This window comes from Arthrobacter sp. ISL-28, from assembly GCF_018613875.1.
Lineage (GTDB): Bacteria > Actinomycetota > Actinomycetes > Actinomycetales > Micrococcaceae > Arthrobacter.
The window spans coordinates 1-22,774 of record NZ_JAGGPJ010000050.1; the positions used below are offsets into that span (position 1 = coordinate 1).

General features: G+C 63.6%; 22 protein-coding genes. 12 read left to right on the forward strand and 10 right to left on the reverse strand.

Annotated features, from left to right (window positions below; all coding sequences use genetic code 11):
* The first annotated feature begins 16 nt into the window (after positions 1-16).
* The 4 genes from J7E80_RS22635 to J7E80_RS22650 all read left to right on the forward strand — a co-directional run bounded on the left by J7E80_RS22635 (position 17) and on the right by J7E80_RS22650 (position 4,715).
* A complete protein-coding gene (locus J7E80_RS22635) occupies positions 17-1,354 on the forward strand; it encodes a glutamine synthetase family protein (protein ID WP_215054457.1) in 1,338 nt (445 codons plus the stop codon).
* Between the two features lie 43 nt (positions 1,355-1,397).
* Positions 1,398-2,372, forward strand: a complete 975-nt coding sequence (locus J7E80_RS22640; protein WP_215054458.1) for a PDR/VanB family oxidoreductase — start codon at positions 1,398-1,400, stop codon at positions 2,370-2,372.
* Positions 2,373-2,387: 15 nt separating this feature from the next.
* A complete protein-coding gene (locus J7E80_RS22645; protein ID WP_215054459.1) occupies positions 2,388-3,116 on the forward strand; it encodes a type 1 glutamine amidotransferase in 729 nt (242 codons plus the stop codon).
* A 285-nt stretch (positions 3,117-3,401) separates the two neighbouring features.
* Positions 3,402-4,715, forward strand: coding sequence for an MFS transporter (locus J7E80_RS22650; protein WP_396020846.1), 1,314 nt, complete (start codon positions 3,402-3,404; stop codon positions 4,713-4,715).
* 495 nt (positions 4,716-5,210) lie between these two features.
* Here J7E80_RS22650 and J7E80_RS22655 read toward each other — a convergent pair whose 3' ends face one another.
* The 3 genes from J7E80_RS22655 to J7E80_RS22665 are packed head-to-tail and all read right to left on the reverse strand — an operon-like array spanning position 5,211 to position 7,506.
* Positions 5,211-5,747 (reverse strand): putative immunity protein, encoded by a 537-nt coding sequence (locus J7E80_RS22655; RefSeq protein WP_311380926.1) that lies wholly within the window; start codon positions 5,745-5,747, stop codon positions 5,211-5,213.
* A gap of 50 nt (positions 5,748-5,797) precedes the next feature.
* Complete coding sequence (locus J7E80_RS22660; RefSeq protein WP_215054460.1) at positions 5,798-7,117, reverse strand: RNA polymerase sigma factor; 1,320 nt, start codon at positions 7,115-7,117, stop codon at positions 5,798-5,800.
* Positions 7,114-7,506 (reverse strand): YciI family protein, encoded by a 393-nt coding sequence (locus J7E80_RS22665; RefSeq protein WP_215054461.1) that lies wholly within the window; start codon positions 7,504-7,506, stop codon positions 7,114-7,116. The genes J7E80_RS22660 and J7E80_RS22665 overlap by 4 nt, the downstream gene beginning before the upstream one ends.
* A gap of 61 nt (positions 7,507-7,567) precedes the next feature.
* Between J7E80_RS22665 and J7E80_RS22670 the strand changes: the two genes are divergently transcribed.
* From J7E80_RS22670 to J7E80_RS24100, 3 genes are all read left to right on the forward strand, one after another.
* Positions 7,568-7,828, forward strand: a complete 261-nt coding sequence (locus tag J7E80_RS22670; RefSeq protein WP_215054462.1) for a DUF1990 family protein — start codon at positions 7,568-7,570, stop codon at positions 7,826-7,828.
* A 74-nt stretch (positions 7,829-7,902) separates the two neighbouring features.
* Positions 7,903-8,196, forward strand: a complete 294-nt coding sequence (locus J7E80_RS22675) for a DUF503 domain-containing protein (protein ID WP_215054463.1) — start codon at positions 7,903-7,905, stop codon at positions 8,194-8,196.
* 120 nt (positions 8,197-8,316) lie between these two features.
* Entirely contained in the window at positions 8,317-9,075 is a 759-nt protein-coding gene (locus tag J7E80_RS24100; protein WP_251037266.1) for a hypothetical protein, read from the forward strand.
* A gap of 253 nt (positions 9,076-9,328) precedes the next feature.
* Here the strand turns inward: J7E80_RS24100 and purL are convergent, their stop codons facing one another.
* The 3 genes from purL to purS are packed head-to-tail and all read right to left on the reverse strand — an operon-like array spanning position 9,329 to position 12,682.
* Positions 9,329-11,647, reverse strand: coding sequence for a phosphoribosylformylglycinamidine synthase subunit PurL (gene purL, locus J7E80_RS22685; RefSeq protein WP_215054464.1), 2,319 nt, complete (start codon positions 11,645-11,647; stop codon positions 9,329-9,331).
* Positions 11,644-12,429 (reverse strand): phosphoribosylformylglycinamidine synthase subunit PurQ, encoded by a 786-nt coding sequence (gene purQ, locus J7E80_RS22690; RefSeq protein WP_215054465.1) that lies wholly within the window; start codon positions 12,427-12,429, stop codon positions 11,644-11,646. The genes purL and purQ overlap by 4 nt, the downstream gene beginning before the upstream one ends.
* Position 12,430: 1 nt before the next feature.
* Positions 12,431-12,682, reverse strand: coding sequence for a phosphoribosylformylglycinamidine synthase subunit PurS (purS, locus tag J7E80_RS22695; RefSeq protein ID WP_215054466.1), 252 nt, complete (start codon positions 12,680-12,682; stop codon positions 12,431-12,433).
* A gap of 249 nt (positions 12,683-12,931) precedes the next feature.
* On the opposite strand from purS, the gene J7E80_RS22700 reads away from it, so the two are divergent.
* Both J7E80_RS22700 and J7E80_RS22705 read left to right on the forward strand, forming a co-directional pair.
* On the forward strand, positions 12,932-13,129 hold the full coding sequence (locus J7E80_RS22700) for a hypothetical protein (protein WP_215054467.1): 198 nt from the start codon (positions 12,932-12,934) through the stop codon (positions 13,127-13,129).
* A gap of 380 nt (positions 13,130-13,509) precedes the next feature.
* Positions 13,510-16,575 (forward strand): S8 family serine peptidase, encoded by a 3,066-nt coding sequence (locus J7E80_RS22705; RefSeq protein WP_396020847.1) that lies wholly within the window; start codon positions 13,510-13,512, stop codon positions 16,573-16,575.
* A gap of 148 nt (positions 16,576-16,723) precedes the next feature.
* Here the strand turns inward: J7E80_RS22705 and J7E80_RS22710 are convergent, their stop codons facing one another.
* The 3 genes from J7E80_RS22710 to J7E80_RS22720 are packed head-to-tail and all read right to left on the reverse strand — an operon-like array spanning position 16,724 to position 18,817.
* Positions 16,724-17,116 (reverse strand): serine protease inhibitor, encoded by a 393-nt coding sequence (locus tag J7E80_RS22710; protein WP_215054468.1) that lies wholly within the window; start codon positions 17,114-17,116, stop codon positions 16,724-16,726.
* Positions 17,113-18,225 (reverse strand): 3-methyladenine DNA glycosylase, encoded by a 1,113-nt coding sequence (locus J7E80_RS22715; protein ID WP_251037267.1) that lies wholly within the window; start codon positions 18,223-18,225, stop codon positions 17,113-17,115. Before J7E80_RS22715 ends, J7E80_RS22710 begins: the two co-directional genes overlap by 4 nt.
* On the reverse strand, positions 18,212-18,817 hold the full coding sequence (locus J7E80_RS22720) for an SSI family serine proteinase inhibitor (RefSeq protein ID WP_215054469.1): 606 nt from the start codon (positions 18,815-18,817) through the stop codon (positions 18,212-18,214). The genes J7E80_RS22715 and J7E80_RS22720 overlap by 14 nt, the downstream gene beginning before the upstream one ends.
* Positions 18,818-19,064: 247 nt before the next feature.
* On the opposite strand from J7E80_RS22720, the gene J7E80_RS22725 reads away from it, so the two are divergent.
* The gene (locus J7E80_RS22725; RefSeq protein WP_215054470.1) at positions 19,065-21,473 is read left to right on the forward strand and encodes a S8 family serine peptidase; all 2,409 of its coding nucleotides are present in this window, start codon (positions 19,065-19,067) and stop codon (positions 21,471-21,473) included.
* 113 nt (positions 21,474-21,586) lie between these two features.
* Here J7E80_RS22725 and J7E80_RS22730 read toward each other — a convergent pair whose 3' ends face one another.
* A complete protein-coding gene (locus J7E80_RS22730) occupies positions 21,587-22,111 on the reverse strand; it encodes a MarR family winged helix-turn-helix transcriptional regulator (RefSeq protein WP_215054471.1) in 525 nt (174 codons plus the stop codon).
* 112 nt (positions 22,112-22,223) lie between these two features.
* Here J7E80_RS22730 and J7E80_RS22735 point away from each other — a divergent pair, with 112 nt between their 5' ends.
* Both J7E80_RS22735 and J7E80_RS22740 read left to right on the forward strand, forming a co-directional pair.
* Complete coding sequence (locus tag J7E80_RS22735; RefSeq protein ID WP_251037271.1) at positions 22,224-22,418, forward strand: hypothetical protein; 195 nt, start codon at positions 22,224-22,226, stop codon at positions 22,416-22,418.
* A gap of 132 nt (positions 22,419-22,550) precedes the next feature.
* Positions 22,551-22,742, forward strand: coding sequence for a hypothetical protein (locus J7E80_RS22740; RefSeq protein ID WP_251037268.1), 192 nt, complete (start codon positions 22,551-22,553; stop codon positions 22,740-22,742).
* Positions 22,743-22,774 lie beyond the last annotated feature (32 nt).

Genomic DNA, 22,774 nt, shown 5'->3' on the forward strand with positions numbered 1-22,774 from the left:
CAGAAACTAATGGCCATTGACAGGCATCCGGTCCGTCCGAATCGGCTTTGTAGATCAGCACGGGCTTGTTCGTAGCAAGACGCTCTCGAGTGCCGGACTAGCATCAGCCTTCGCCAACGGCATTACCGCAGCATCCACCTTGCTGTCGAAAGATACATCCGGTCACACTGTATTCTCCGCTTTTGATGCTGATGGAGGCCTGGGTGCGGCGGAGATGGCGGGCGCAGCAGACATCATCATGATTCCCGATCCAACAACGTTTCGGGTTCTGGACTGGGCAGACGATGAAGGATGGATGCTCAGTGACCTGAAGTTCAAGAACGGGGCTGAGGTTCCGTTCTGCAGCCGAACGGTATTTGCAAACGCTCTCCAGCGAGCCGAATCCCTGGGCATGCTATTTATGACGGGGCTGGAGATCGAATTTCATCTCTTCAAACGTTCGGATATAACGGCTGGCCCCTTGACCGTGAATCAGCTGAACGTCGGAAACCAACTACTCCTGGAGTCATGGGCGGACGAAGTTCAGCCCTTCATGAGAAGGGTACAAGATCATCTGGCGCGGCTCGAAATCCGGCTGAGCACGATAGAAGTCGAATACGGACCTAGCCAACTGGAAATCACCTTGTCGCCGGGCATAGGCATCGGACCAGCCGATTCAGTCATCTTGCTGAGAACGGCTATGAAACAAGTGGCACGACGGCATGGCTACCACGTGACATTTATGTGTCGTCCACAACTTCCGAACAGCGTCTCCAGCGGATGGCATCTACACCAATGCCTGATAGGCACGGGTAAAAAGTCCGGACAAAACCTCTTTCTGCCACCAGACGGAGAAACCACCCTTTCAGAAACAGGAAAGTCCTTTACTGCAGGTCTGCTGAGGCACGGAAGGGCCGCCAGTGCTTTCGCCGTTCCCACCATCAACGGGTACAAACGATTCCAGCCCTATTCCATGGCTCCAGACAGAGTCGCCTGGGCAAGCGACAACCGAGGCGCAATAGTGCGCGTCGTTGGATCTCCGGAGAGCGGCAACACGCATATTGAGAACCGGATCGGGGAGCCGGCCGCTAACCCGTACCTGTACATGGCTTCCCAACTGCATGCCGGGCTCCAAGGCATCAACGAACGACTCCTACTCGGTCCATCTGCCGATAACCCGTATACGGATGAAGCGCAGAAGTTCCCCGCAACGTTATCGGAAGCGATCCGCGCCTTGGAAGCTGACACCACACTCACCCGCGCCATGGGCGAGGACTTCGTTCGATATTACATCGGATTGAAACGAGCCGAGATCGTGCGGTTTAACCACACAGTCACGGACTGGGAACAGAACGAATACTTCGATCTGTTTTGACCCCTGGCCATGTCGATAAATAACCAACGAAAGCCCCATTTCAATGATTAACTTTCAAGACCTGGACTTAGCCGTCCGCGTCACTCAGATGACCTGGGAAGCAGACGGTGTCCTGGGTATGGTCCTTGTAGCTGAAGAAGGTGGAGAGCTCCCCGCATGGGCGCCAGGCGCCCATCTGGATCTTTTGCTGCCCTCCGGAACCGTCCGAAACTACTCGTTGTATGGGGACCCAGCAGACCGGACGTCGTACCGCATAGCGGTTCGGCGTCAGCAAGAGGGCCGCGGCGGCTCAGAAGAAATCCACACAACAGCGCTCGTCGGTCAGACCTTGCGCATACTTGCGGTGCGCAACCAATTCCAGCTACGAGCCGCCAGTGAATACCTCTTCATCGCAGGAGGGATAGGCATTACCCCCCTCTTGCCTATGATCCGCGAAATGTCCGGGAGTAATTCTGTCTGGAGCGCGATATACACAGGCAGGCGTATAGCCACCATGGCCTTCAGAGAAGAACTACAAGCCATTCCGGGCGGACAAGTCGAGATCATCGACTCCACCGAATCTAGTCGTGTGGATCTCAAAGCACGGATCGACGGCCTTCCTCCCGGGGCCTTGGTGTACTGCTGCGGACCTGCACAACTCATTGATGCGGTGGTCTCAGCATGTGAAAGCGCCCCCTCCCCGGTCGACTACGAAATAGAACGCTTCAGCGTCGATGCCGCCTCCCGGATTGAAACGCATCAGCAGGGCGACCGAGTCATCCAGGTGGAACTGGCGCTCAGCGGTCAAACCATTACTGTGCCTCCTGATCAGACCATCTTGGGAGCAATGGTTGCAGCCGGCGTTGCCGCCGACTATTTCTGCGAAGAAGGATACTGCGGAACATGCGAAACCAAAGTTCTCGCAGGCATCCCTGACCACCGGGACAGTGTTCTAAGTAAAAAAGAACGAGAATCCGGCAAAACCATCCTGCCCTGCGTGAGTAGATCCTGCACCCCCAAAATCGTCCTTGAGCGCTAGCGGAAAGTCAGACTTATGCCTGTCGAAGCAATAATTCTCGTGCATGACCCGGCGGAAGACCGCCGTTATAGGGTGCCAGGGAGCCTACTTCCAGCACTTTCTGAACTGCAGATTAACTGGACCATCGCCTCATTCGCTGGACAGGATCCTCCGTCTATGTCAACCCTCAATGATGCGGACATGCTTATTGTCCTGGGCTCCCACGAGTCCGTGTACGACTCGAAGGTCCCTTGGCTGCGGAACGAACTTGAATTTGTATCCGAAGCGACCCTGTCAGACATTCCTGTTTTGGGAATTTGTTTTGGTGCACAGCTGCTTGCCACTGCATTAGGCGGAGAGGCCATGCCCTCGGACGTCGTCGAACGAGGCTATGGATCGGTGGATTCCGTGGACGAGCAGCTGGTGCCCAGGGGGCCTTGGATGCAGTTCCATAGCGACACCTTTCGCCTTCCACCTGGGGCGGAGCTCACCGCATACAACTCCTCTGCGTTACAAGCGTTTACCATGGGACCCAACCTAGGTGTGCAGTTCCACCCTGAAATGAACCTAGACAGTTTCGACGCAATGACGGAGCGCTGGCGTGCGGTCGGAGTAGACAAGAAGCTGGCTGCCGACGGAATTGACATAGCAGCGCTACGGTCAGAAATCGCAGAACATTCCCCAGAGTCAGAAAAGGCCTGTAAACGGATCGTTCGAACATTCTGCGAAAGGTTCGTCATCAATAGCATCTCTCAGCTGACCTGAGACCTGCTGAAAGTCGCATCGTGGGTACGTTGACGAAAATCAGCCCCGAGTTGCGTGAAGCCATGGTCCGGCACACTTCCGTGGACCTGCAACCATGCCCCGCCGGAACGCTAGGCCGCGCGGCCGTAGATCTCATGAACTTTAAGAGGCTGCGAACCTAACCCGCCTCTTTGACATCGCTAAGTTACAAATTTCCCCTATCGGGGGGGCAGGCCGGGACCATCCCGGGAAGGCAGTAAGTCCTTCCAGCCGACCCGACACAAACTACCTAAGGTTGCTATGCAAATGACGTCATCTGTCCGAATCTCCAAGTGGCCTATCTGGCTCTGCTGGCTTGCCATGGTGCTTGACGGCTTCGACCTAGTGGTGCTCGGCACCGTCATTCCCACGCTGATTAAGACCCAGGAGTTGGGTTTCGACGCCATTGGAGCCACTTTCGCGGCGACGATCTCCCTTGTGGGTGTGGGCTTGGGTGCCCTTTTCATTGCTCCGCTCTCTGACCGCTTGGGGCGCAGGAATCTGCTGGTGGCCTGCGTAACATGGTTTTCGATCTTCACCATCGCCATTGTCTTCGCCCCGAACGTGGCGATCTTCAGCACCTTCCGTCTGCTCGCCGGGATGGGCCTCGGCGCCTGCCTTCCCGCGGCCCTTGCTTACATGAACGACTACGCCCCGCCAGGGACTGGCGGAAAATCCACCACCCGTACCATGACCGGCTATCACGTTGGCGCCGTCGCAACGGCCTTCCTGGCGCTCGTGGTCATTCCAGATTGGCGGATACTGTTCGTGGTGGGCGGGATCGCCGGATTCGTGCTGGTGCCGTTCCTGTGGTTCAAGCTGCCCGAAACTCTGCCCGCGGTCCACTCCGCAGCTGCAACCGGCACCCCGGGGCAGACGGCGTCGGACGCGGGAAAGTTGCCCACCACCGTAGTTCCCGTCCCCGTGGAGAATCGCACGAGCTTCCGGGACCTGGCGAATAAGCCGTACCCGCTAGTGGCCGCAGGCGTCGCCGTCGCGTCCTTCATGGGGCTGCTCCTGGTCTACGGCCTGAACACCTGGCTGCCGCAGCTCATGGCCGCTGCTGGCTTCAGCCTCAGCGCCGGGCTGTCCCTGCTGCTGGTCCTGAACGTCGGCGCCGTCGTCGGACTGGTGGTAGCGGGTATTCTCGCCGATAAGCATGGGGCCAAGCGGATTGTGCTGCTTTGGTTCGGGTTGTCTGCGGTGTTCCTGGCCGTGCTCAGCGTCAAGGTACAGAATGAGCTCCTGCTCTACGCCGCGGTCTTCGTGACCGGGGTGTTCGTGTTCAGCTCCCAGGTGCTGGTGTACGCGTGGGTCAGTCAGCTCTTTCCGGCCAGGCTCCGAGGAACCGCCCTCGGCTTCGCAGCTGGCGTGGGACGGCTCGGCGCCATAATGGGACCTGCCGTTACGGGCGCTCTCGTAGCAGCAGGAATTGCCTACCCTTGGGGCATCTACGTGTTCGCTGCAGCAGCCGTGCTCGCCGTGGCGGCATTGGCAGCCGTTCCGCAGGCCATTACCAGATTGCCCGGTGATCCACGGTCTACGGAAACCGCCCGAAGCGGACGCACGTCGAGCTCTTGATGCAACGCCTGCCCTAGCCATGGTCCGGGCGAGCTCGGCGTCGTAACTGCTCGCGCCTTACCACCCGCCGCCGGATAAAGTCCAGCCTCTGGCAGCAGTCTGCGAACTTTACCGCTGCTAAAACCACGCCCCAGTCACTGCAATTCACGCGCTTTTCGGCGGACCAGTCTTGTTACATAACGGCGGCTATCGGTCCTGACGGACATATGGTTGCTTTGGGATGTTTCCAACTCCCTGGAAGCCTGTCAGCATTTGCTGGCAGGCTTCCTAGTTTTCACGGCACGTTCCTGCGCCATATAGTCAAGGAATCTGCCGGCACAGGTACTGCGCGGAGGGCTGTCCTGCCTAATCTTTTCACCGCTTTTTGCCATAATTCATAACGCCGATAATCATCGTTATGACAAGCTGAGGCGAAGAGGTCCTCTGATCAGTGCTGGAACGTCCGTTGGACGGCAGGCTTGCTGACAGCAGATTCAGCTGGATGAGGCGGGCTGGTCAGGGCGAGCCAAGTCGGCCTGGATCGCGCGGATGACCGAGGCGAGGATTCCGGACGCGAGAAGTCCTGGCCCCAGCGGACCGGCGGAATTCCGGCCCAGCGGTGGCAAGCTCCGAAGCGCTGACGGGCTTCTCTGCGCTCATGTGCTCCAGTTGCCAGCGGATCTCGTCGTCGACCGCCTGGGGCCGATCGGGCGCCGCCAGTCCGGCCGCTTTCGCGGCATACGCGGCTGCCCCCAAGGCGTGCGCACCCATGTGAGCGACAGCTGCGGCCTGTGTGGCAGACCGGGCGGCAGCCACCGCAGCCGGGCTATTCACCTCGCGTGCGGCACGGCCAGCAACAAACCGCCGGCGGATCTCTTCGGCGGCACTGAGCTCGCCGCGAGCGAAGGCACGGGCTCGGGCAATGGCGTCGCGGGGGCGGCCATCTGCCGGAGCCTCTGCCTCGAATAAGGTCACCACTCGCTCAGCACAGTCTGCGGCCCAAGACGCGACGACGCGGCGCTCTGCCTCGCTCAGGGTCTGCGGAGAAGCCATATCAGTACCGTACACACGGCCCGCACGTAGACCGACCACCTTATGCGGCCCTACCACTCCGGAAGGTCATTCTTCCAAGGGTGGTCCGGGGGTAAGCGACTCTCGGTTCGGCGGCGAGTTCGCGGTACTTCAACTGTGTATTCCGGCTTGACGGTTGAGGTATCGCTGTTCGGGATGCTGTCGGTAAGCCTGGCTGCCAAGCTGTAGGCGTTCTTGGCTGCTGCAGTGTCACCAGCCAGTTCGAGGAGGTGGGCGTGTGCGGCGTGGACGCGGTGGTTGCGTTGCTGCTCAGCCCTCTGCAGAAGTGGTGCGAGGGCGGCGATCCCGGCAGCCGGCCCGTGTGCCATACCGACGGCGATAGCCAGGTTAAGGGTCACCGTGGGCGAGGGCGCGAGCCGGTCGAGCATGCGGTAGAGCATGGTGATCTGCATCCAGTCGGTGGCCTCCGCGGTAGTGGCCGCGTCATGGACGGCAGCGATGGCTGCCTGGAGCTGGAACGGACCGACGGGGCCGCCAGGAAGGGCTTGCTCGATGAGCATAGTTCCCCGAGAGATCATGTCGCGATCCCACCGGGTTCGGTCCTGTTCTGAGAGAGGCACTAGGTCACCGCGGAGGTCGGTGCGCGCGGGTGTACGGGCGTGAGTCAGGAGCATGAGGGCGAGGAGTCCACTGGTCTCAGTGTCCTCGGAGACCGAGCGATGCAACCGCTCCACGAGGCGGATCGCCTCACCGGCAAGGTCGATGTCGACGAGGCCCGCACCGCTGGATGCCGTATATCCCTCATTGAAGACGAGATACAGGACGTGGCGCACCACGTGCAGCCGGTCCGGCAGGTCTGCCCAGGTCGGGGATTCGAATTTTGCTCCTGCCGTGCGCAGAGTCGCCTTGGCCCGGCTGATGCGCTGCGCCATGGTGGCCTCGGGGACGAGGAATCCGGCGGCGATCTGCGCCGTGGACAGCCCGGCGACGGCGCGCAGGGTGAGGGCGACCTGCGAGGGGTCGCTGAGTGCGGGATGTGCGCACAGGAGCAGCAGCTGAAGTGTGTCATCACCACTGGCCGCAAAAGCTGTACTGTCAGCCGATGCCACGTAGTGGGCGTCGGCCGGGGCTCGGGTCGCGGCATCGAGCTCGCGCTGGGTACGGGCGGCATGGAGGCGCTGCTGATCGATGAGCTTCCGCGAGGCGACACGGATGAGCCACGCACGAGGGTTATCCGGCAGCCCTTGCGCCGGCCACTGTCCGGAGGCCGCTAGGAGCGCTTCCTGAACGGCGTCCTCACAGGCTTCGAAGTCGCCGCTGCGGCGCAGCAGTGCCGCAAGGATGTGTGGCGTCTCCGAACGCCACACATCCTCCCAGCGGTCCGGGCTCACTGATCGTCGCCCCCAGGCCACATCGCCGGACGCAGCTCGATGGTCTCGCCAGGCCCGGAGAAGGCGGCGGCGACCTCCTCTGCCCGCTCGCGGGTGGCAACGTCGATCATGAAGAATCCAGCGAACTGCTCCTTGGACTCCGCATACGGCCCGTCGGTGGCAATTGGCTTGCCCGACTGCCACCGGTACAGCCTCGACGTTGCCGGGTCGGCCAGCGCCTCGCCGCCAATCAGCTCCCCGTTGGCTTGCAACTGCGTGAGCAGGGCGTCGAACTCGGTTTTCATCTGCTCGCGCTGTTCCTCCGGCAGCGCCTGGTTCTCGGCGACGTAGTCACCTGTTGGGTGTCCCCACGGCTGGGGGTTGGAGTGGATAAGAATGACGAATTTCATGAACTTGAGCCTCTCTGGAACGTGGCCGTACGGCCTTGACACCTAAGATGCCCCGTGTGAGGTGGTGTGGGTGCACCGGCCGGTCTCGGGCGGGGGACCGCAGTCAGCCGGCTTCGCCTACGGCACGCTGCCCGGACATCCCGAGCGGGGCGAGGAGGCGTTCGAGGTCGAGATCGACGCCCAGGACAGGGTGTTTCTCAAGATCACGGCTTTCAGCAGGCATTCGAACTGGTTTTACACCGCGGGTGGCATCGTGGCCAGGGCGGCGCAGCGGCACATCACTGCCCGCTATATCGAAGGTGCACACCAGCTCGCCCGCTGACCCGTCGATTGCTCCGTAGCCGCCCTTTTGAGGGCCCAAAACGGCAGCTACGGAGCAATCGATAGCATTGAGGCATGTGGATCGGATGGATTGAGTTCGACATCCTCCTGGGCGACGTTCACAGCCTCAAGGAGAAACGCTCGGTCGTCAGACCGTTGCTCGCGGAGCTGAAGCGCCGCTACGACGTTTCCGTGGCTGAGGTGGGGGACCACGGGCAGTACCGGCGCACGCAGGTGGGAGCCGGCCTGGTAGCCGCCGACCGGGCCCACCTCGTGGAGGTGCTTACCGCCGTCGAACGCTTTGTGGCCGCCCGCCCTGAGGTGGAGCTGCTCAGTGCGCGGCAACGGGAGCTGAACAGCGAGGACTGACCCCTCCATCGATTGCTCCGTAACTGCCCTTTTGAGCGTCCGGAAGGGCCGATACGGAGCAATCGATGGAGGGTGTGGATAACTTCTGCGGCGTTCGCCGACTTCTGCTCTTATGGGCTCATGAAAACCGCACGCCAGCTCCCGGCCGAGTTGCAGGGGCGCCCCTTCACCGTTGCCGAGGCCAGCCGCGCCGGCCTGACCCCCAAACGCTTGCGCCACAGGTCGCTGACGGCTTTGGGGAGAGGCATCCGTTCGGAGGGTCCGACGGCGGAGCTCCCCTTGAGCGTGAGGGTGCGGCCTTTCATTGAGGTCAACACAGGATGCGCCGCATCCCACCTCACCGCCGCGGAGCTCGTCCCGCTTCCGCGCCGCCGTCAGAAGGAGGCAACGCCCATGTACCACGTGATCAGGCCGGAAGGTGCGGCCCATCTGGACCGCCCCCACGTCATTGTCCACCGGATGAAGCTCTACGAGGACGAGGTCACTGTTGTGGATGGGATTCCCGTCACCACTCCGGAGCGCACCTGGCTGGATATGGCGGAGACGCTCACTGTCGATGAGCTGGTGGCCATGGGGGACAGCTGCGTACGGTTTCCGCGTGCCGAACTGGAGGGCAGGGACTTGCCGCTGTGCAGCTTCTCGGACCTTCAGCGGATGATCGACCGCCACAAGGGGAAGCGTGGCCTCCGAAAGGCGAAGGAGGCCATCAGGCTCATCCGCGTTGGGGCGGACTCTCCCCAGGAATCGATGCTGCGGCTGGCCCTGGTCAGGGCAGGGCTTCCGGAACCTGAGCTCAACATGCCGATTGTCGGCAGCGACGGAATCCGTCACCACGAGCCTGACCTCTCCTACCGGAAGTACAAGGTTGGCGTCGAATAGGAGGGGGAGCATCACGGCGATGAACGGCAGATTGTCCGCGACATCGCGCGGTCCGAGCGGTACGAAGCCCTTGGCTGGACGGAGGTCCGCGTCTCCAAACGGCACATGCTGAACGAGGCGAAGCCGGCCGTGGCCAAGGTGCGTTCGGCTCTCGTCAGGGCAGGCTGGCGGGCCGGCCGTTAACGAACGATTGCTCCGTAACTGCCCTTCTGAGCGTTCAAAAGGGCAGTTACGGAGCAATCGATGGAAAAGGTCAGTCGAAGTACTTCGGCAGGGTGGCCTCGTGGGCTTCGCGGAGCTCCTCCAGCGACAGGGGCTCCACACCGTTGATCTCCAGGTTGCCGCTGGCAGCGTCAACGACGCCGATCCGGATGTGGGCGAATCCGCGGGCGGTGCACATGTCCTTGAACCGTACTTCCTCCGAGCGCGGGACGCCGACGATTGCACGGCCCTGGGACTCGGAGAACAGCGCCGTGAACAGGTCCACGCCGTCGCGGTCCAGAACATCCTGCAGCGCGATCCGTGCGCCCACGCCATACCGCAGCGAGGATTCCACGAGGGCTGCCGCCAGACCGCCTTCGGAGAGGTCGTGCGCGGAATCCACCATGCCGTCGCGGGAGGCGTTGATCAGTATCTCGCCCAGTGCGCGTTCGGCGGCGAGGTCAACCTTGGGCGGCAGGCCACCGAGGTGACCGCGCAGGTTGGACCATTCGGAACCGTCCAGTTCCGCCGCCGTCGTGCCCAGCAGGTAGATGGCCTGGCCATCCTCACGCCAGCCCGACGGCGTGCGGCGCGCGACGTCGTCCAGCTTGCCGAGGACCGCCACCACGGGCGACGGATGGATGGGCGTGCTTCCGGTCTGGTTGTACAGCGAGACGTTGCCGCCGGTGACGGGAATGCCCAGCACCATGCAGGCGTCAGACAGGCCACGGATGGCCTCCGCCAACTGCCACATGACGTCGGGGTCCTCCGGGGAGCCGAAGTTCAGGCAATCGCTGACGGCCATCGGCACGGCACCGGACGTGGCGACGTTGCGGTACGCCTCAGCCAGTGCAAGCTGTGCTCCCTGGTACGGATCGAGATAGGTGTAGCGGCCGTTCGCGTCCGTGGCCAGGGCCACGCCCAAACCGGTTTCCTCGTCCACCCGGACCACTCCGGCATCGTCCGGGAACGCCATGGCGGTGTTGCCGCCGACGTAGCGGTCGTACTGGTTGGTGATCCAGGACTTGTCGCACATGTTCGGCGAGGCGACGAGTTCGGTGATCGCGGCGGCCAGTTCCGCCGGCGCGGCCGGGCGGCCGGCATCCTGCACCGAACCGGTGAAGGCATCGGCCTGCACGCCGTCCTGCCATTCAGGGCGGGCGTACGGGCGGTCATAGACCGGGCCGTCGTGGGCCACCGTGCGGGGGTCCACGTCGACAATAACCTCGCCGTCCCATGTGATGATCAGGCGGCCGGTGTCAGTCACCTCGCCCAGCCAGGAGTACTCCACTGCCCACTTGTCCATGACAGCCTCAAAAGCCGCCACGTTCTCGGGGGTGACCACGGCCATCATGCGTTCCTGCGACTCGGACATCAGGATTTCGCCCGGGGTCAGGGTCGGGTCCCGCAGCAGGACGGAGGTCAGTTCAACCTCCATGCCGCCGTCGCCGTTGGAGGCGAGCTCGGACGTGGCGCAGGAAATCCCTGCGGCCCCGAGGTCCTGGATGCCCTCAACCAGCGAACCCTTGAACAGCTCCAGGCAGCACTCGATCAGGACCTTCTCGGCGAAGGGGTCGCCCACCTGGACGGCGGGGCGCTTGGACGGCTTGGTGTCGTCGAAGGACTCGGAGGCCAGGACGGAGGCGCCGCCGATCCCGTCGCCGCCGGTGCGTGCACCGAACAGCACAACCCTGTTGCCCTTGCCGGAGGCGTTGGCGAGGCGGATGTCCTCGTGGCGCATGACGCCGACGGCCAGCGCGTTGACCAGCGGGTTGCCTTGGTACACAGAGTCGAAGACCATTTCGCCGCCGATGTTGGGCAGGCCCAGCGAATTGCCGTAGCCGCCGATGCCCGCGACGGCGCCGTGCATGACGCGCGCGGTGTCTGGGTGGTCAATGGCGCCGAATCGCAGCGGATCCATGACGGCGACCGGGCGGGCGCCCATGGAGATGATGTCGCGGACGATGCCCCCGATGCCGGTCGCGGCCCCCTGGTAGGGCTCGACGAACGACGGCGAGTTGTGGGACTCGATCTTGAACGTCACGGCCCAGCCGTCGCCCAGATTGGTGACACCGGCGTTTTCGCCAATGCCCACCAGCATGTCCTTCTTCATCTCGTCGGTTACCTTTTCGCCGAACTGGCGCAGGTGGTTCTTCGAGGACTTGTAGGAGCAGTGTTCGCTCCACATCACGGAATACATGGCGAGCTCGGCGCCGGTTGGGCGGCGGCCCAGGACCTTCACGACCTCGTCGAACTCGTTCTGCTTCAGGCCAAGTTCGGCCCAGGGGAGTTCGGTGTCCGGCGTCTTGGCCGCGTTCTCGACGGTGTCGATGTTGAACTTTTTGCTGACGGTTTCAGCTGAGGTACTCATTTTGCGCCTCCCACAATCTTGTTCAGTACGGAGGTGAAGAAACCGAGGCCATCGGTGTCCGAGCCGCCGATGCCATCCAGGGACTCCGGGCCGAAGCCGACCTCGACGGCGTGCTCCGGGTGCGGCATGAGGCCCACCACGTTGCCGGCGTCGTTGGAGATGCCGGCGATGTCGCGGCGGGAGCCGTTCGGGTTGAAGCCGACATAGCGGAACACCACGCGGCCTTCCGCTTCAAGGGCGTCCAGGGTTTTTTCGTCGGCGATGTACTGGCCGTCCTGGTTTTTCAACGGCACGGTGATCTCCTGGCCCTCGGCGTAGTCGAGGGTCCAGGCGGTGCTGGAGTTCTCAACGCGCAGGACCTGGTCACGGCACATGAACTTCAGGTGGTCATTCTTGATCATCGAGCCGGGCAGCAGGTGCGACTCAGTCAGGATCTGGAAGCCGTTGCAGATGCCGAGAACCGGGAGCTTGGCGTCTGAATTGGCGGCATCGATGATCTTGGACATCAGCGGCGCGAAGCGGGCGATGGCGCCGGCGCGGAGGTAATCGCCGTAGGAGAAGCCGCCGGGAATGACGACGGCGTCCACGTCACCCAGCGTGCTGTCGGCATGCCAGAGGGCAACGGGCGTGCCGCCGGCCAGGCTGACAGCGCGTGCGGCGTCGCGATCATCGAGGGTTCCGGGGAACGTGACGACGCCGATTCGCGCGCCAGCGAGCCTGCGGGCATCAGGAGCGTCGGCTCCGACGGCGACTGCATCGCCGATCAGGGGAAGTTCAGTCATCTCAGGCCTCGACGACCTCGACGTTGACGACGTCCTCGATCACGGGGTTGGACAGCAGGGTCTCGGCGGCTTCACGGGCCTGGGCGAGGATTGCGTCGGTCACCTCGCCTTCGACGGTCAGTTCGAAACGCTTGCCCTGGCGGACAGAGCTAAAGCCGGTGAAGCCCAGGCGGGGGAGTGCACCCACGATGGCCTTCCCCTGCGGGTCCAGAATCTCGGGCTTGGGCATAACGTCGACAACGATCCGGGGCATCCGGTAACTCCTGTGCGTGAGCATTGGGTAAGGGCGCAGCGGAGTGATGCCGTCTCACGCCGTACCGCTGCGGCCTTCTGGTACAAATGGCACAACATGGACGGGCGCTCCGCGAGCTTGCTTGCCTATTCTACCGGCCACAGCACCGCTCTCTGTATTCGGGGTGGCTCACGCCGTTATCTGTACCGGCGGCAGTGAAGGACGACGGCGGCTATGGCCTGCCGTACGGGCCGTCAGTAGGATTGCGGAATGGCTGAGAAACCGAAATCCGTACTGTTGCCGATGGTCGCTGCCGCCGTCTTTGCAGGGCTCGGGAGGATGGTCCTACAAAAGATCAAAGCGGACCGTGCCACCAAGCAGAACCGCATTCAGAACCGCGTTGCGGGCCCGGTCGACGAGAAGACCCGCCAGTGGATCAGCGACGTGGTCCGGACTCCCCGCCAGTAGGCCTCCCCTAGGAACTTGCGGCGTCAGGCCCCGCTGCCGGGGCTGGCTCCGGGCACAGAGTGGCGGGCACCCTTCGGAGGTGCCCGCCACCTTCTTTTAATCGCTGGTTAATTCGCATGACAAGTTTAAATTTTGGTTTGTGGCCTATGTCATAAGTGCCTGTGGGTAGGTACTGTAGGAGCGGCTGAGGGTTCGGGGGATTGACAGTGCGTGTCAACCTTCTGCGCTGCGGCCGCATGGGCCGGCAAACGCAGCCGGGACCGTTCCTTTATGAAAGGTTCAACGCACTCGTGAAATCAGCAGGAAAGAGCTTCTTCCGAAGCCGGGGGGTCGGGAAAGCAGCGGCACTTTGCGCCGCCTTACCTTTGCTCCTTTCATCTGTGGCCGCTTCGCCCGCCATTGACGCCCCCATGCAGGGCCACGCGCAGGTTGCGCAGCAAAAGAACATCAATCCGGAGGACTACCGGGCGGGACGCTACATCGTGGTCCTCGCTGAAAAGCCCGCAGCCACGTATGACGGCGGCAAGCCAGGGCTGCCCGCCACCAAGCCAAAGTCGGGCCGGAAACTCGACGCCAGCCGGGCGGAAGTGCGGAAGTACCGGGCGCACCTCGAGGCAAAGCAGACAGCACTGGCCCACAAGGAAAACGTGCAGATCAGGCACAGGTACACCGCCGCGCTCAACGGCTTCAGTGCCACGCTGACGGCACACCAAGCCGTGGACTTCGCCAAAAACCCGGACGTCCTCACGGTCGCCCCGGACACGCAGCAGGCCCCGGACTACTCCACCACCGACTTCCTTAAGCTCAGCGGCCCTAATGGCACGTGGAACACCCAGTTCGGCGGTCAGGAGGGAGCAGGCAAGGGCGTTGTGGTCGGAGTCATTGATTCCGGATATACACCATCCAGCGCCTTCTTTGCCGGAGACGAGGTGGGGCCCCTTAGAGGTGAGCCGCAGGTGGGTGTCCCGTACCGCACCGCCGGCGGCAAGATCGCCATGCTGAAGCGCGACGGCAGCACATTTGAGGGTGAATGTCAGAAAGGCGAGGGATTTGACGGCAAAGCCTGCAACTCCAAGGTCGTGAGCGCCCGCTACTTCTCGGAAGCTTTCGAGGACACCGTGGACAAATCGGACCGCGCGTCGGAAGAGCTGATTTCCCCGGTGGACGTCGGCGGCCACGGAACCCACACGGCCAGCACTGCCGCCGGTAACGCCAATGTGGAGACGTTCGTGGACGGACGCAGCTTCGGCCTGACCAGCGGCGTTGCACCGGCGGCCAAGCTTTCCGTCTACAAGATCTGCTGGGAAGACAACGATCCGGCGACCGGGGGCTGCTACACGTCTGCGTCCATCGAGGCGATCGACCAGGCTGTGCTGGACGGCGTCGACGTGCTGAACTACTCCATCTCAGGCACCACGTCCACCACCACGGACCCGGTGTCCCTGGCCTTCCTGTCTGCGGCCTCCGCCGGTGTCTTCGTGGCGGCGTCGGCAGGCAACTCCGGCCCCGAGGCCAGCACGGTAAACCACGGCGAACCGTGGGTCACCACCGTTGCGGCCAGCAGTTTCTCCCAGGAATTGCAGGGCACCGTTGAATTCTCCGACGGCAGCAAGTACCGCGGTGCCAGCATCATGAACCGCGAAGTCTCCGCCGCCCGTGTGGTCCTTGCCGCAGCTGCCGGCTCGGGAGCGGACCCCGCCCCACGTCTTTGTGGCCCCGGCTCCCTGGATCCGGCAAAGATTTCCGGCAAGGTAGTGGTTTGTGACCGCGGCACCTATGACCGGGTGGCGAAGAGTGCCGAGGTGGCGCGCGGGGGCGGTGTGGGAATGGTCCTGGTCAACCTGACCGCTTCATCCCTCGACGCGGACAAGCATTCTGTCCCCACCGTCCACGTGAACCCTCCCGCCACGGAAGAGATCAAGGCCAAGGTGGCGGCGAACCCGGCCGTCACGGTCTCCCTCGTCAACAGGGACACCACCGGACTGCCCGCTGAAGCCCAGCCGCAGATCGCAGGGTTCTCATCGCGGGGACCGCTGATCGCCACGGACTCTGATCTCCTCAAGCCTGACGTCGCGGCCCCGGGCGTTGCTGTCCTGGCCGGCGTGTCGCCAATCGGGGCCGGCGGGGACAACTTCGGTTTCATGTCCGGAACGTCCATGGCCGCCCCTCATGCGGCGGGATTCGGTGCCCTCATCTTCGGCAAGAACCCGAACTGGTCCCCGGCAGCCGTGAAGTCGTCCATGATGACCACGGCAAGTGACGTCAAGCTCGCAGACGGCAGCAAGAACACGGATGTCCTCGCCACCGGAGCCGGGCAGGTGGATCCGGCACGGATGCTGAACCCGGGCCTTGTCTACGACGCCGACGGCGATGACTACTTGCGGTTCATCCAGGGAACCGGGGTCGACCTGGGCATACCGGACCTTGGCACTACCAGGCCGCGCGACATGAACGTCCCGTCCTTCTCGCTCGGCAACCTGGCTGGCAGGATTGAAGTCACGCGTACCGTGACAGCCCTGACCGCCGGCATTTACCGAGCCAAGGCCAGCGTGCCCGGTGTTAAGGTGACGGTCACGCCTTCCATCCTGTCCTTTAACTCGCCGGGTGAAAAGCGGACGTTCAAGGTCTCCTTCGAGAACCAGAGTGCCAAACTGGGGAAGTTCGCGATGGGCTCGCTGGCCTGGCAGGGGTTAGACACCACCGTTAGCTCGCCGGTCGCCGTACGCCCGCAGTCAGTCGTGGCGCCCAAAAACGTCGCGTTCGCCTCCGAAGGCGGCAACGGTTCCGGAAAGATCAGCATCGTCTCCGGCTCAAGTTCACCCACCGAATTGACGCTCGATGGACTGTCAAAGGCGGATTCCTCCGCCATCGAACTGGTCCCCGGGCCATTCCGGTATGCAGATGACGTCTCGAACTTCGTCAAGACCGTCGAAGTGCCCGCCGGCGCCCCGCTGGCCAAGCTGTCCGTGTTCTCCGCGGATGAAAGAGCCGACTTCGACCTCGTGGTCGTTACGCCCAGCGGCCAAGGACTCGTCGCAGCCACGGCCGCGGCCAGTGAATCGGTGTCCATCCCCAATCCCGCGCCGGGGACGTACCGGATGTTCGTGAATCTCTACGACAGCCCTAACGGCCAGGCAACCAAGGCTTCCGTGGACGCCGCGGTCCTGGGGGCAAACGTGGGCAACGCGGCCGTCACCCCTGACCCTGTTCGCCTGGCCAACGGCGCTTCCGGCAATCTCGCCCTGACATGGAGCAATCTCGCGCCCGGTTCCTACATCGGCCGGATCACGTTCGCAGGTGCCAGTGCGCCGACGTTCGTGAGCGTCGTGGTGACGGCGGGCGGCAGTCCAGGAGTTCCCCCGGCTTCGGAGGATCCGAAGAAAAAGAAGGAAAGGGGGAAGGTCCACAACGAGGACCTGGCCAAGGCTCCGGATAACTCCATTTAGGAAGGTCCCGGAACCGGGTTCCCTGAGGGGCTCCTGACAGGAGTGGCTGGCGGTGCAGCACCGCCGGCCACTGCTGTTTAACTCCCAGACACCTCGACTCCCAGTCCAGGCGACCCCGTAGTAACGCAAGGCCAGGCACAGGCAAACTTCAGATGGCGCCCGTAGAGCCCGATATGCCGCCCAGAAGCGGGGCAAGCGCCCGCCACCGCCCAATTTCACAGCCGTCAGTCAGGGAGAACCGGGAATGCACCCGGCGTCCGCCGAAAGCTCCGGTGACCACGGCCACCTGCGGCCCGCCGTACTGCTGGGTGCAGAGCATGGGCGGACCAGATGGGGGGAAAAAGATCCCTTCCCCAAAGCGTTCGACGGCGGCGATCGCCCCCGCCGGGTCCGGCAGGTTTGATTCGGTGGGCCCGCCGGCATGGCGGACCAGCGTAAAGACGCGCTCGGGACCGCCGGGCGCCTCAGTGAGAGTGACCGTCAGGTCCAGGTCAAGGGCCTGCTCCGGTGCCTGCTCCGGGGCCTCGTCGCGGCCTGTCATCGGTGCTCTTCCAACGGGGCCTCGGCGGCCCCGGGTTCGGCGGCCCCGGACGGCCGCTTCGCCATATCGGCCTCCCGCCCGGGGATGGAACGCTCCGTACCGAGGACATCAAGGAGAGGAGTGAGTGCCGCGAGCAACTTGCCGCGGAGGACCTGGGCTTCAGCAGAGAAGGCACGCTGGTGCTCCACATAGGTCGCCTTGCCCTCCGGCGTCTCGATCCTGATCGGGGGATAGCCCCAGTCGGCGAGGTCGTAGGGGGAGGCCTGCATGTCCATGGCCCGCACCCGCCAGGACAGTTCGAAGCAGTCCATCACGAGCTCGCTCGGCAGCGCGGGTGAGAGCTTGTAGGCCCACTTGTAGAGATCCATATTCGCGTGCAGGCAGCCCGGCTGCTCCATGGCGACCTGGTTCTCCCTGCTGGGTGACAGCTCGTTCAGCGGAAGTGCATCCGGGGTGTAGAAGCGGAACGCGTCAAAATGCGAACAACGGATCCTGTTGTCCTCTACCACCTTGTCCGTGCCGGCTTCGCCCAGGCGCAACTTCAGGTACTCATGCCGAAGCTCAAACTTGTCCTGCCGGTAGACCATGGCCCATTCGTGCAGGCCGAAGCAGCCGAACTGGGCCGGCCGGGCGGCCGTGCCTGCAAGGATAACCTGGGCAAAGAGCAACGCTTCGCGGCGGCCTGCAAGAAAGGCGCCGCGGTCCAGCGTGACCGCGGTGCTGCCGGACGATAGACCGCACAAGGCGAGTTCGACGTCGTCGAGCGCGCGGTAATACTTCCAGTTCCTCCGCGGGGCCGCCTCGTCACCGGAAAGGACGACGCCGTCCCCGGGATGCCAGCGCATGAGCTGGCCGGGCTTCTGCGTGTAATAGGTGAAAAGGAAGTCCTCCACCGGGTGCTTGCGCCCGGCAGAACGCCGGGCGAGGTAGGGATCGGCGTAGCGCCGAACCCGTCTGGCATGGGCAGCCTCAAGCTCCCGCCAGTCGGCGGGCGGAAGCACCCGGGGCGGATCCACCTCTGGCGGATCCACCTCGGATTGCAGAGCCCGCCGCGTCTGACGCGTTCCGCCGGGCACAGTCCTGAACAGCACAGCCCTAAACTGCCCCATTGGCAGAGCCCAGGATGTCCTTGGCGGCGTTCCAGGCACCGATTTCGCAGCCGTTGCGCAGGCTGAACGTCGCCTCGACGGGCTTGCCGTCGACGGCACCTGTTACCGTCGCAACCTGGGGCCCGCCGTACTGCTGTGTGCACGAGACATTCTCGCGAGGTGCCGGCTGGTTCAGAACCGCCGGGTTCTCCTTCAATGCTGCGCAGGCGGCGGCGGCATCGGGGTGCTGGCTTTCTGCCACCGGGGCGCCGCCCTTGCAGACGAGAGTGTAGTTGGTCGCGGGTCCGTCTTTGGAGGCCTTGACGGTGATGGACAGCTCGACATCACCCGTTCCTGGCCCGGAAGGCAACGGAGACATCGGTGGAGCCGGAGCGGGCACGGTCGTCTCGGCATCCGGCGGTGTGATGCCGGGTGCTGTGGTGCCTGGTGCCGTGGTGCCCGGCGGCGTAGTCCCCGGGGCTGTCGTGCCAGGTGTGGAGCCGGGGGATCCGGTGGTTCCAGACGGCTGACCTGTTTCCGTGCCCGGGGTACAGGCGGCCAGGCCGCCCATCGCTCCGAGGGCGAGCAGCACAGAAATCATTTGCTTGCGCATGCCGGGTCTCCTCAAGGTTTTTCCCATTCTACCGTCGGCATATCCGGCCGTCCGGAACGGGCCGGTAACAGTCCCCGCCGATCGCTAACGGAAGGGTATCGATTCTTGGCGCTGTCCGCGGTATCTTTCTGACATCGACGGGGTGCGCGGCTACAACTAAAGAGTGATGACGCCCATGGGGGGCAGAGCGTCCAAGTTCGTGGGACCGAAGGTCTGCAGGTCCAAGAACCAAGGAAGGCATGTCCCCATGACCACCGAGCAAAAAACTTCCCGCCCTATCCGCAGACGGTTGCCGGCAGTTCTTGCCGCCGGCTTCGCCCTGGTCATCGGCCAGGGCCTCGCCGCGCCAACGTCCGCTGCACCTGGACAGGCTGCCACGCAGGCCGCGTTTGATGACGGCCGCTACATCGTGATGCTTAAGGACAAGCCCTTGGCCACCTATTCGGGCGGTGTGGCCGGCATCCCCGGCACAGCCGTTCCGAAGGGCAAGAAGCTGAACGCGTCCGGGTCGAACTCGCGCCAATACGACGCGCATCTCCGCTCGAAGCAGCGGCAGGCGGCCGTCGCAAAGGGTGTGCGGATTGACCAGAGCTTCACCCTGGCCATCAACGGCTTCAGCGCCGCACTTTCGGCCGAACAGGCAAAGGCGCTCTCGGGCGACAAGAACGTTCTGGCCGTGGTCCCGGACACCCTGCGAAAGCCGGATTACTCCACCACCGATTTTCTTGGCCTCCCCGGACCGGACGGCGTTTGGAAGCAGCAGTTCGACGGCAAGGACGACGCCGGCAAAGGCGTCGTCGTCGGCGTTCTGGACACCGGCTATTCGCCTGACAACCCATTCTTCGCTGGTGAAACGGTCCCGCCGCTGTCCGGGACCCCCAGGATAGGGGAGCCGTACCACCTGCAGGCGAACGTCATCGCCATGCGCAAGGCCAACGGCGGGACGTTTGTTGGTGATTGTGTCAGCGGTGACGGGTTCGAGGGAACCGAGTGCAACAGCAAGGTGATCAGCGCGCGGTTCTATGACAAGGCCTATAAAGCTGTGGTTCCCCCTGATCAGCGATCGCCGCTTGAACTCTTCTCGCCGTTGGACGTGCACGGCCACGGCTCACATACGGCCAGCACTGCGGCTGGAAACAGCGATGTGACCCAGACGGCCGGCGGACGCAACTTCGGAACGAGTTCGGGCGTTGCGCCGGCGGCAAAGATCGCCGTGTATAAGGTCTGCTGGGAGGGCGCTACCCCCGCAACAACCGGATGCCTGGAATCCGACATCATCAATGCCATCCAGGATGCCATCCTGGACGGTGTGGACGTGGTGAACTACTCGATTTCGGGAAACAACGTCACAACGATTGACGCCGTTTCCCTCGCCTTCCTCAATGCCGCGGCCGCCGGAGTCTTCGTGGCGACCTCCGCCGGCAACTCCGGGCCCGGCGCCAGTACCGTGAACCATGCCGGTCCTTGGCTCACCAGCGTTGCGGCATCCACGTTCGACAGTTCCCTGCGTGGAACGGTGGAGCTGTCCAACGGGGCGAAGTTCGCGGGAGCGAGCGTGATGAGCACGGAGGTAGCCGCTAAGCCTATCGTTCTGGCCCTGGCTGTAAAGGCGGCTATGGCCACGGACACGGACGCGGCCCTGTGCGCCCCGGATGCACTCGATCCTGCAAAGGCGGGGGGGAAAATCGTGATCTGTGACCGCGGCATTATTCCCCGCGTGGACAAGAGCGTTGAGGTGAAACGCGCCGGGGGCGTGGGCATGGTGCTCGTCAACCTGACCCCCGGCTCGCTGGATGCCGATTTGCACAGCGTCCCCACGGTCCACGTGGGTGATCCCGGCGTCAAGGACGTTGTCGCCGCGAATCCGGGGATGACCGCCAGCCTCAAGGCGACCGACACGACCGGTGCACCACTTCCGCCGGTGCCGCAGATCGCCGACTTTTCCTCCCGGGGGCCGACGCTGGCATCCAACGGTGACTTGCTGAAGCCTGATGTCACGGCTCCGGGCGTGGCCGTTCTGGCAGCGGTCTCACCGATCGGCTTCAATGGCGAGAAGTTTGGGTTCCTGTCCGGAACCTCCATGGCAGCACCCCACATTGCCGGATCCGGCGCTCTTCTGCTGGGAAAGTTCCCGCACTGGTCCCCGGCGGCCGTGAAGTCCGCCATCATGACCACCGCGTATGACCTGGTTGATGCCGACGGCGTCAAGTCCCACGACGTCTTCGCCCAGGGCGCAGGGCATGTGGATCCAGCCCGCTTCGCCTCGCCGGGTTTGGTCTACGACGCCGGAACCGCCGATTGGCTTGGCTTCCTCCAGGGTCTGGGCATTGATCTCGGCGTGGTGCCGGTGGCCGCCAAGGATGTCAACGTCCCGTCCCTGGCGCTCGGCGCCCTGGCCGGCAGCCAGACGGTCATCCGGACTGTTACGGCAGTGAAAGCCGGAACGTACCGGGCCACCATTGATGTGCCGGGCATACAGGCGACCGTCAACCCGGCGGTGCTGACCCTGGCTAAGGGGGAGAGCGCGTCCTTCACGGTCACGTTTACCACCGCAGGGGCCCCGCTGGATGCCTATGCCACCGGTTCGCTGACGTGGGCATCGTCTGACCACAGCGTTCGTTCGCCGGTAGCGGTGCGGCCGGTGGCCGCTCCCTAGCGGCCGTCGCCGCCCGGCGGCTGCCAAGGACGACGACGCCGACACTCACCGCCCGTGGTGAGTGCCGGCGTCGCACGTTTTCCTGATGTCTGTGATTCCCGGCCTGTTGGCTTTCAACCGGGAACCTGGCTCCGGGCGGCGCCCGTGGCGTTGATGAGATCCATCATGGCGCGGTGCAGCGTCTCCACCTGTTCCCGAGTCAGGCCGAGCTTGGCCATCATGGTGCCCGGGACTGAGATTGCCTGCTGACGCAGGTCGGCTCCTGCGGGGGTGAGGGCGACGGCGAGGGCACGTTCATTTCCTTCGACCCGGCGCCTCGTGATGAACCCGGCCGATTCCAGCCGGCGAAGGAGCGGGGAGATGGTGGCCGGCTCCTGGGCAAGGGCCTCGCTGATTTCGCGGACCGACCGGGGGCTCCGTTCCCAGAGGCACAGCATGACCAGATATTGGGGGTGGGTGAGGCCCAGCCGGTCCAGGACCGGCTTGTAGGCGCCGACCACGCTGCGGGACGCCACCGTCAGGGCAAAGCACAACTGGCGTTCCAGGAGAAGGTCTTCGTCCAGGGCTTGGGTGTCTGGCGCCTGGTGGGCGGCTGCTGCGGCGGGGTCAGTCGCCACCGCATTCCTGTGGACGCTCATGAATATCCCTTCAATAGTTAGTGCACTAATCATTAGTGTATCGTTGATCGCGGCAACAGCCTTGGATGGAGAAGTGGGTACCGTGGCAAAAGAGAACGCAGCACAAAGGTTCATGCGCGCAACAGGCAAGCTAAGGGCCATCTTCGGCCCGGCAAACCGGAGCTCCCTGGGCCATGACATGACCGAGGAAAACCGCAAGCTGCTCGCCCAGCGCGAGGCGGAAACCCAGCAGTGGGAAACGATCCGCCGCCCGGACGGCAGCACTTACATCGTGCCCCGCAATCCCGACGATAAGTCCCTCCGCTAGACCACAGCGCCCCGGGGCCTTTTCCGCCGCCCCGGCGTAAAATAAGGGCACTGGCAGTTACGAAGAGCAGATGCTCGCTACCTTCGATCAGGGAAGGGGGTGGTACTTGTGGCACATGTACTCACTGGTTTTATGAACCTGACCGACAGGCTCCGGTTCGTATTCGGCCCTGCCTCCGTGGGCGATACTGCAGCCCCGGTGGTTCACCTGCATGACGACTTCGAGCACGCCTCGGAAGAAGACCTGGCCCAGTTTGAAGTCGAGACAGATTCCGAAGGCCATCATTACGCAATACGCAAGAGCGATCTGAAGTACCTGGAATAAGGGAACCGGACAAACAGACAGGAAAGCGGCCG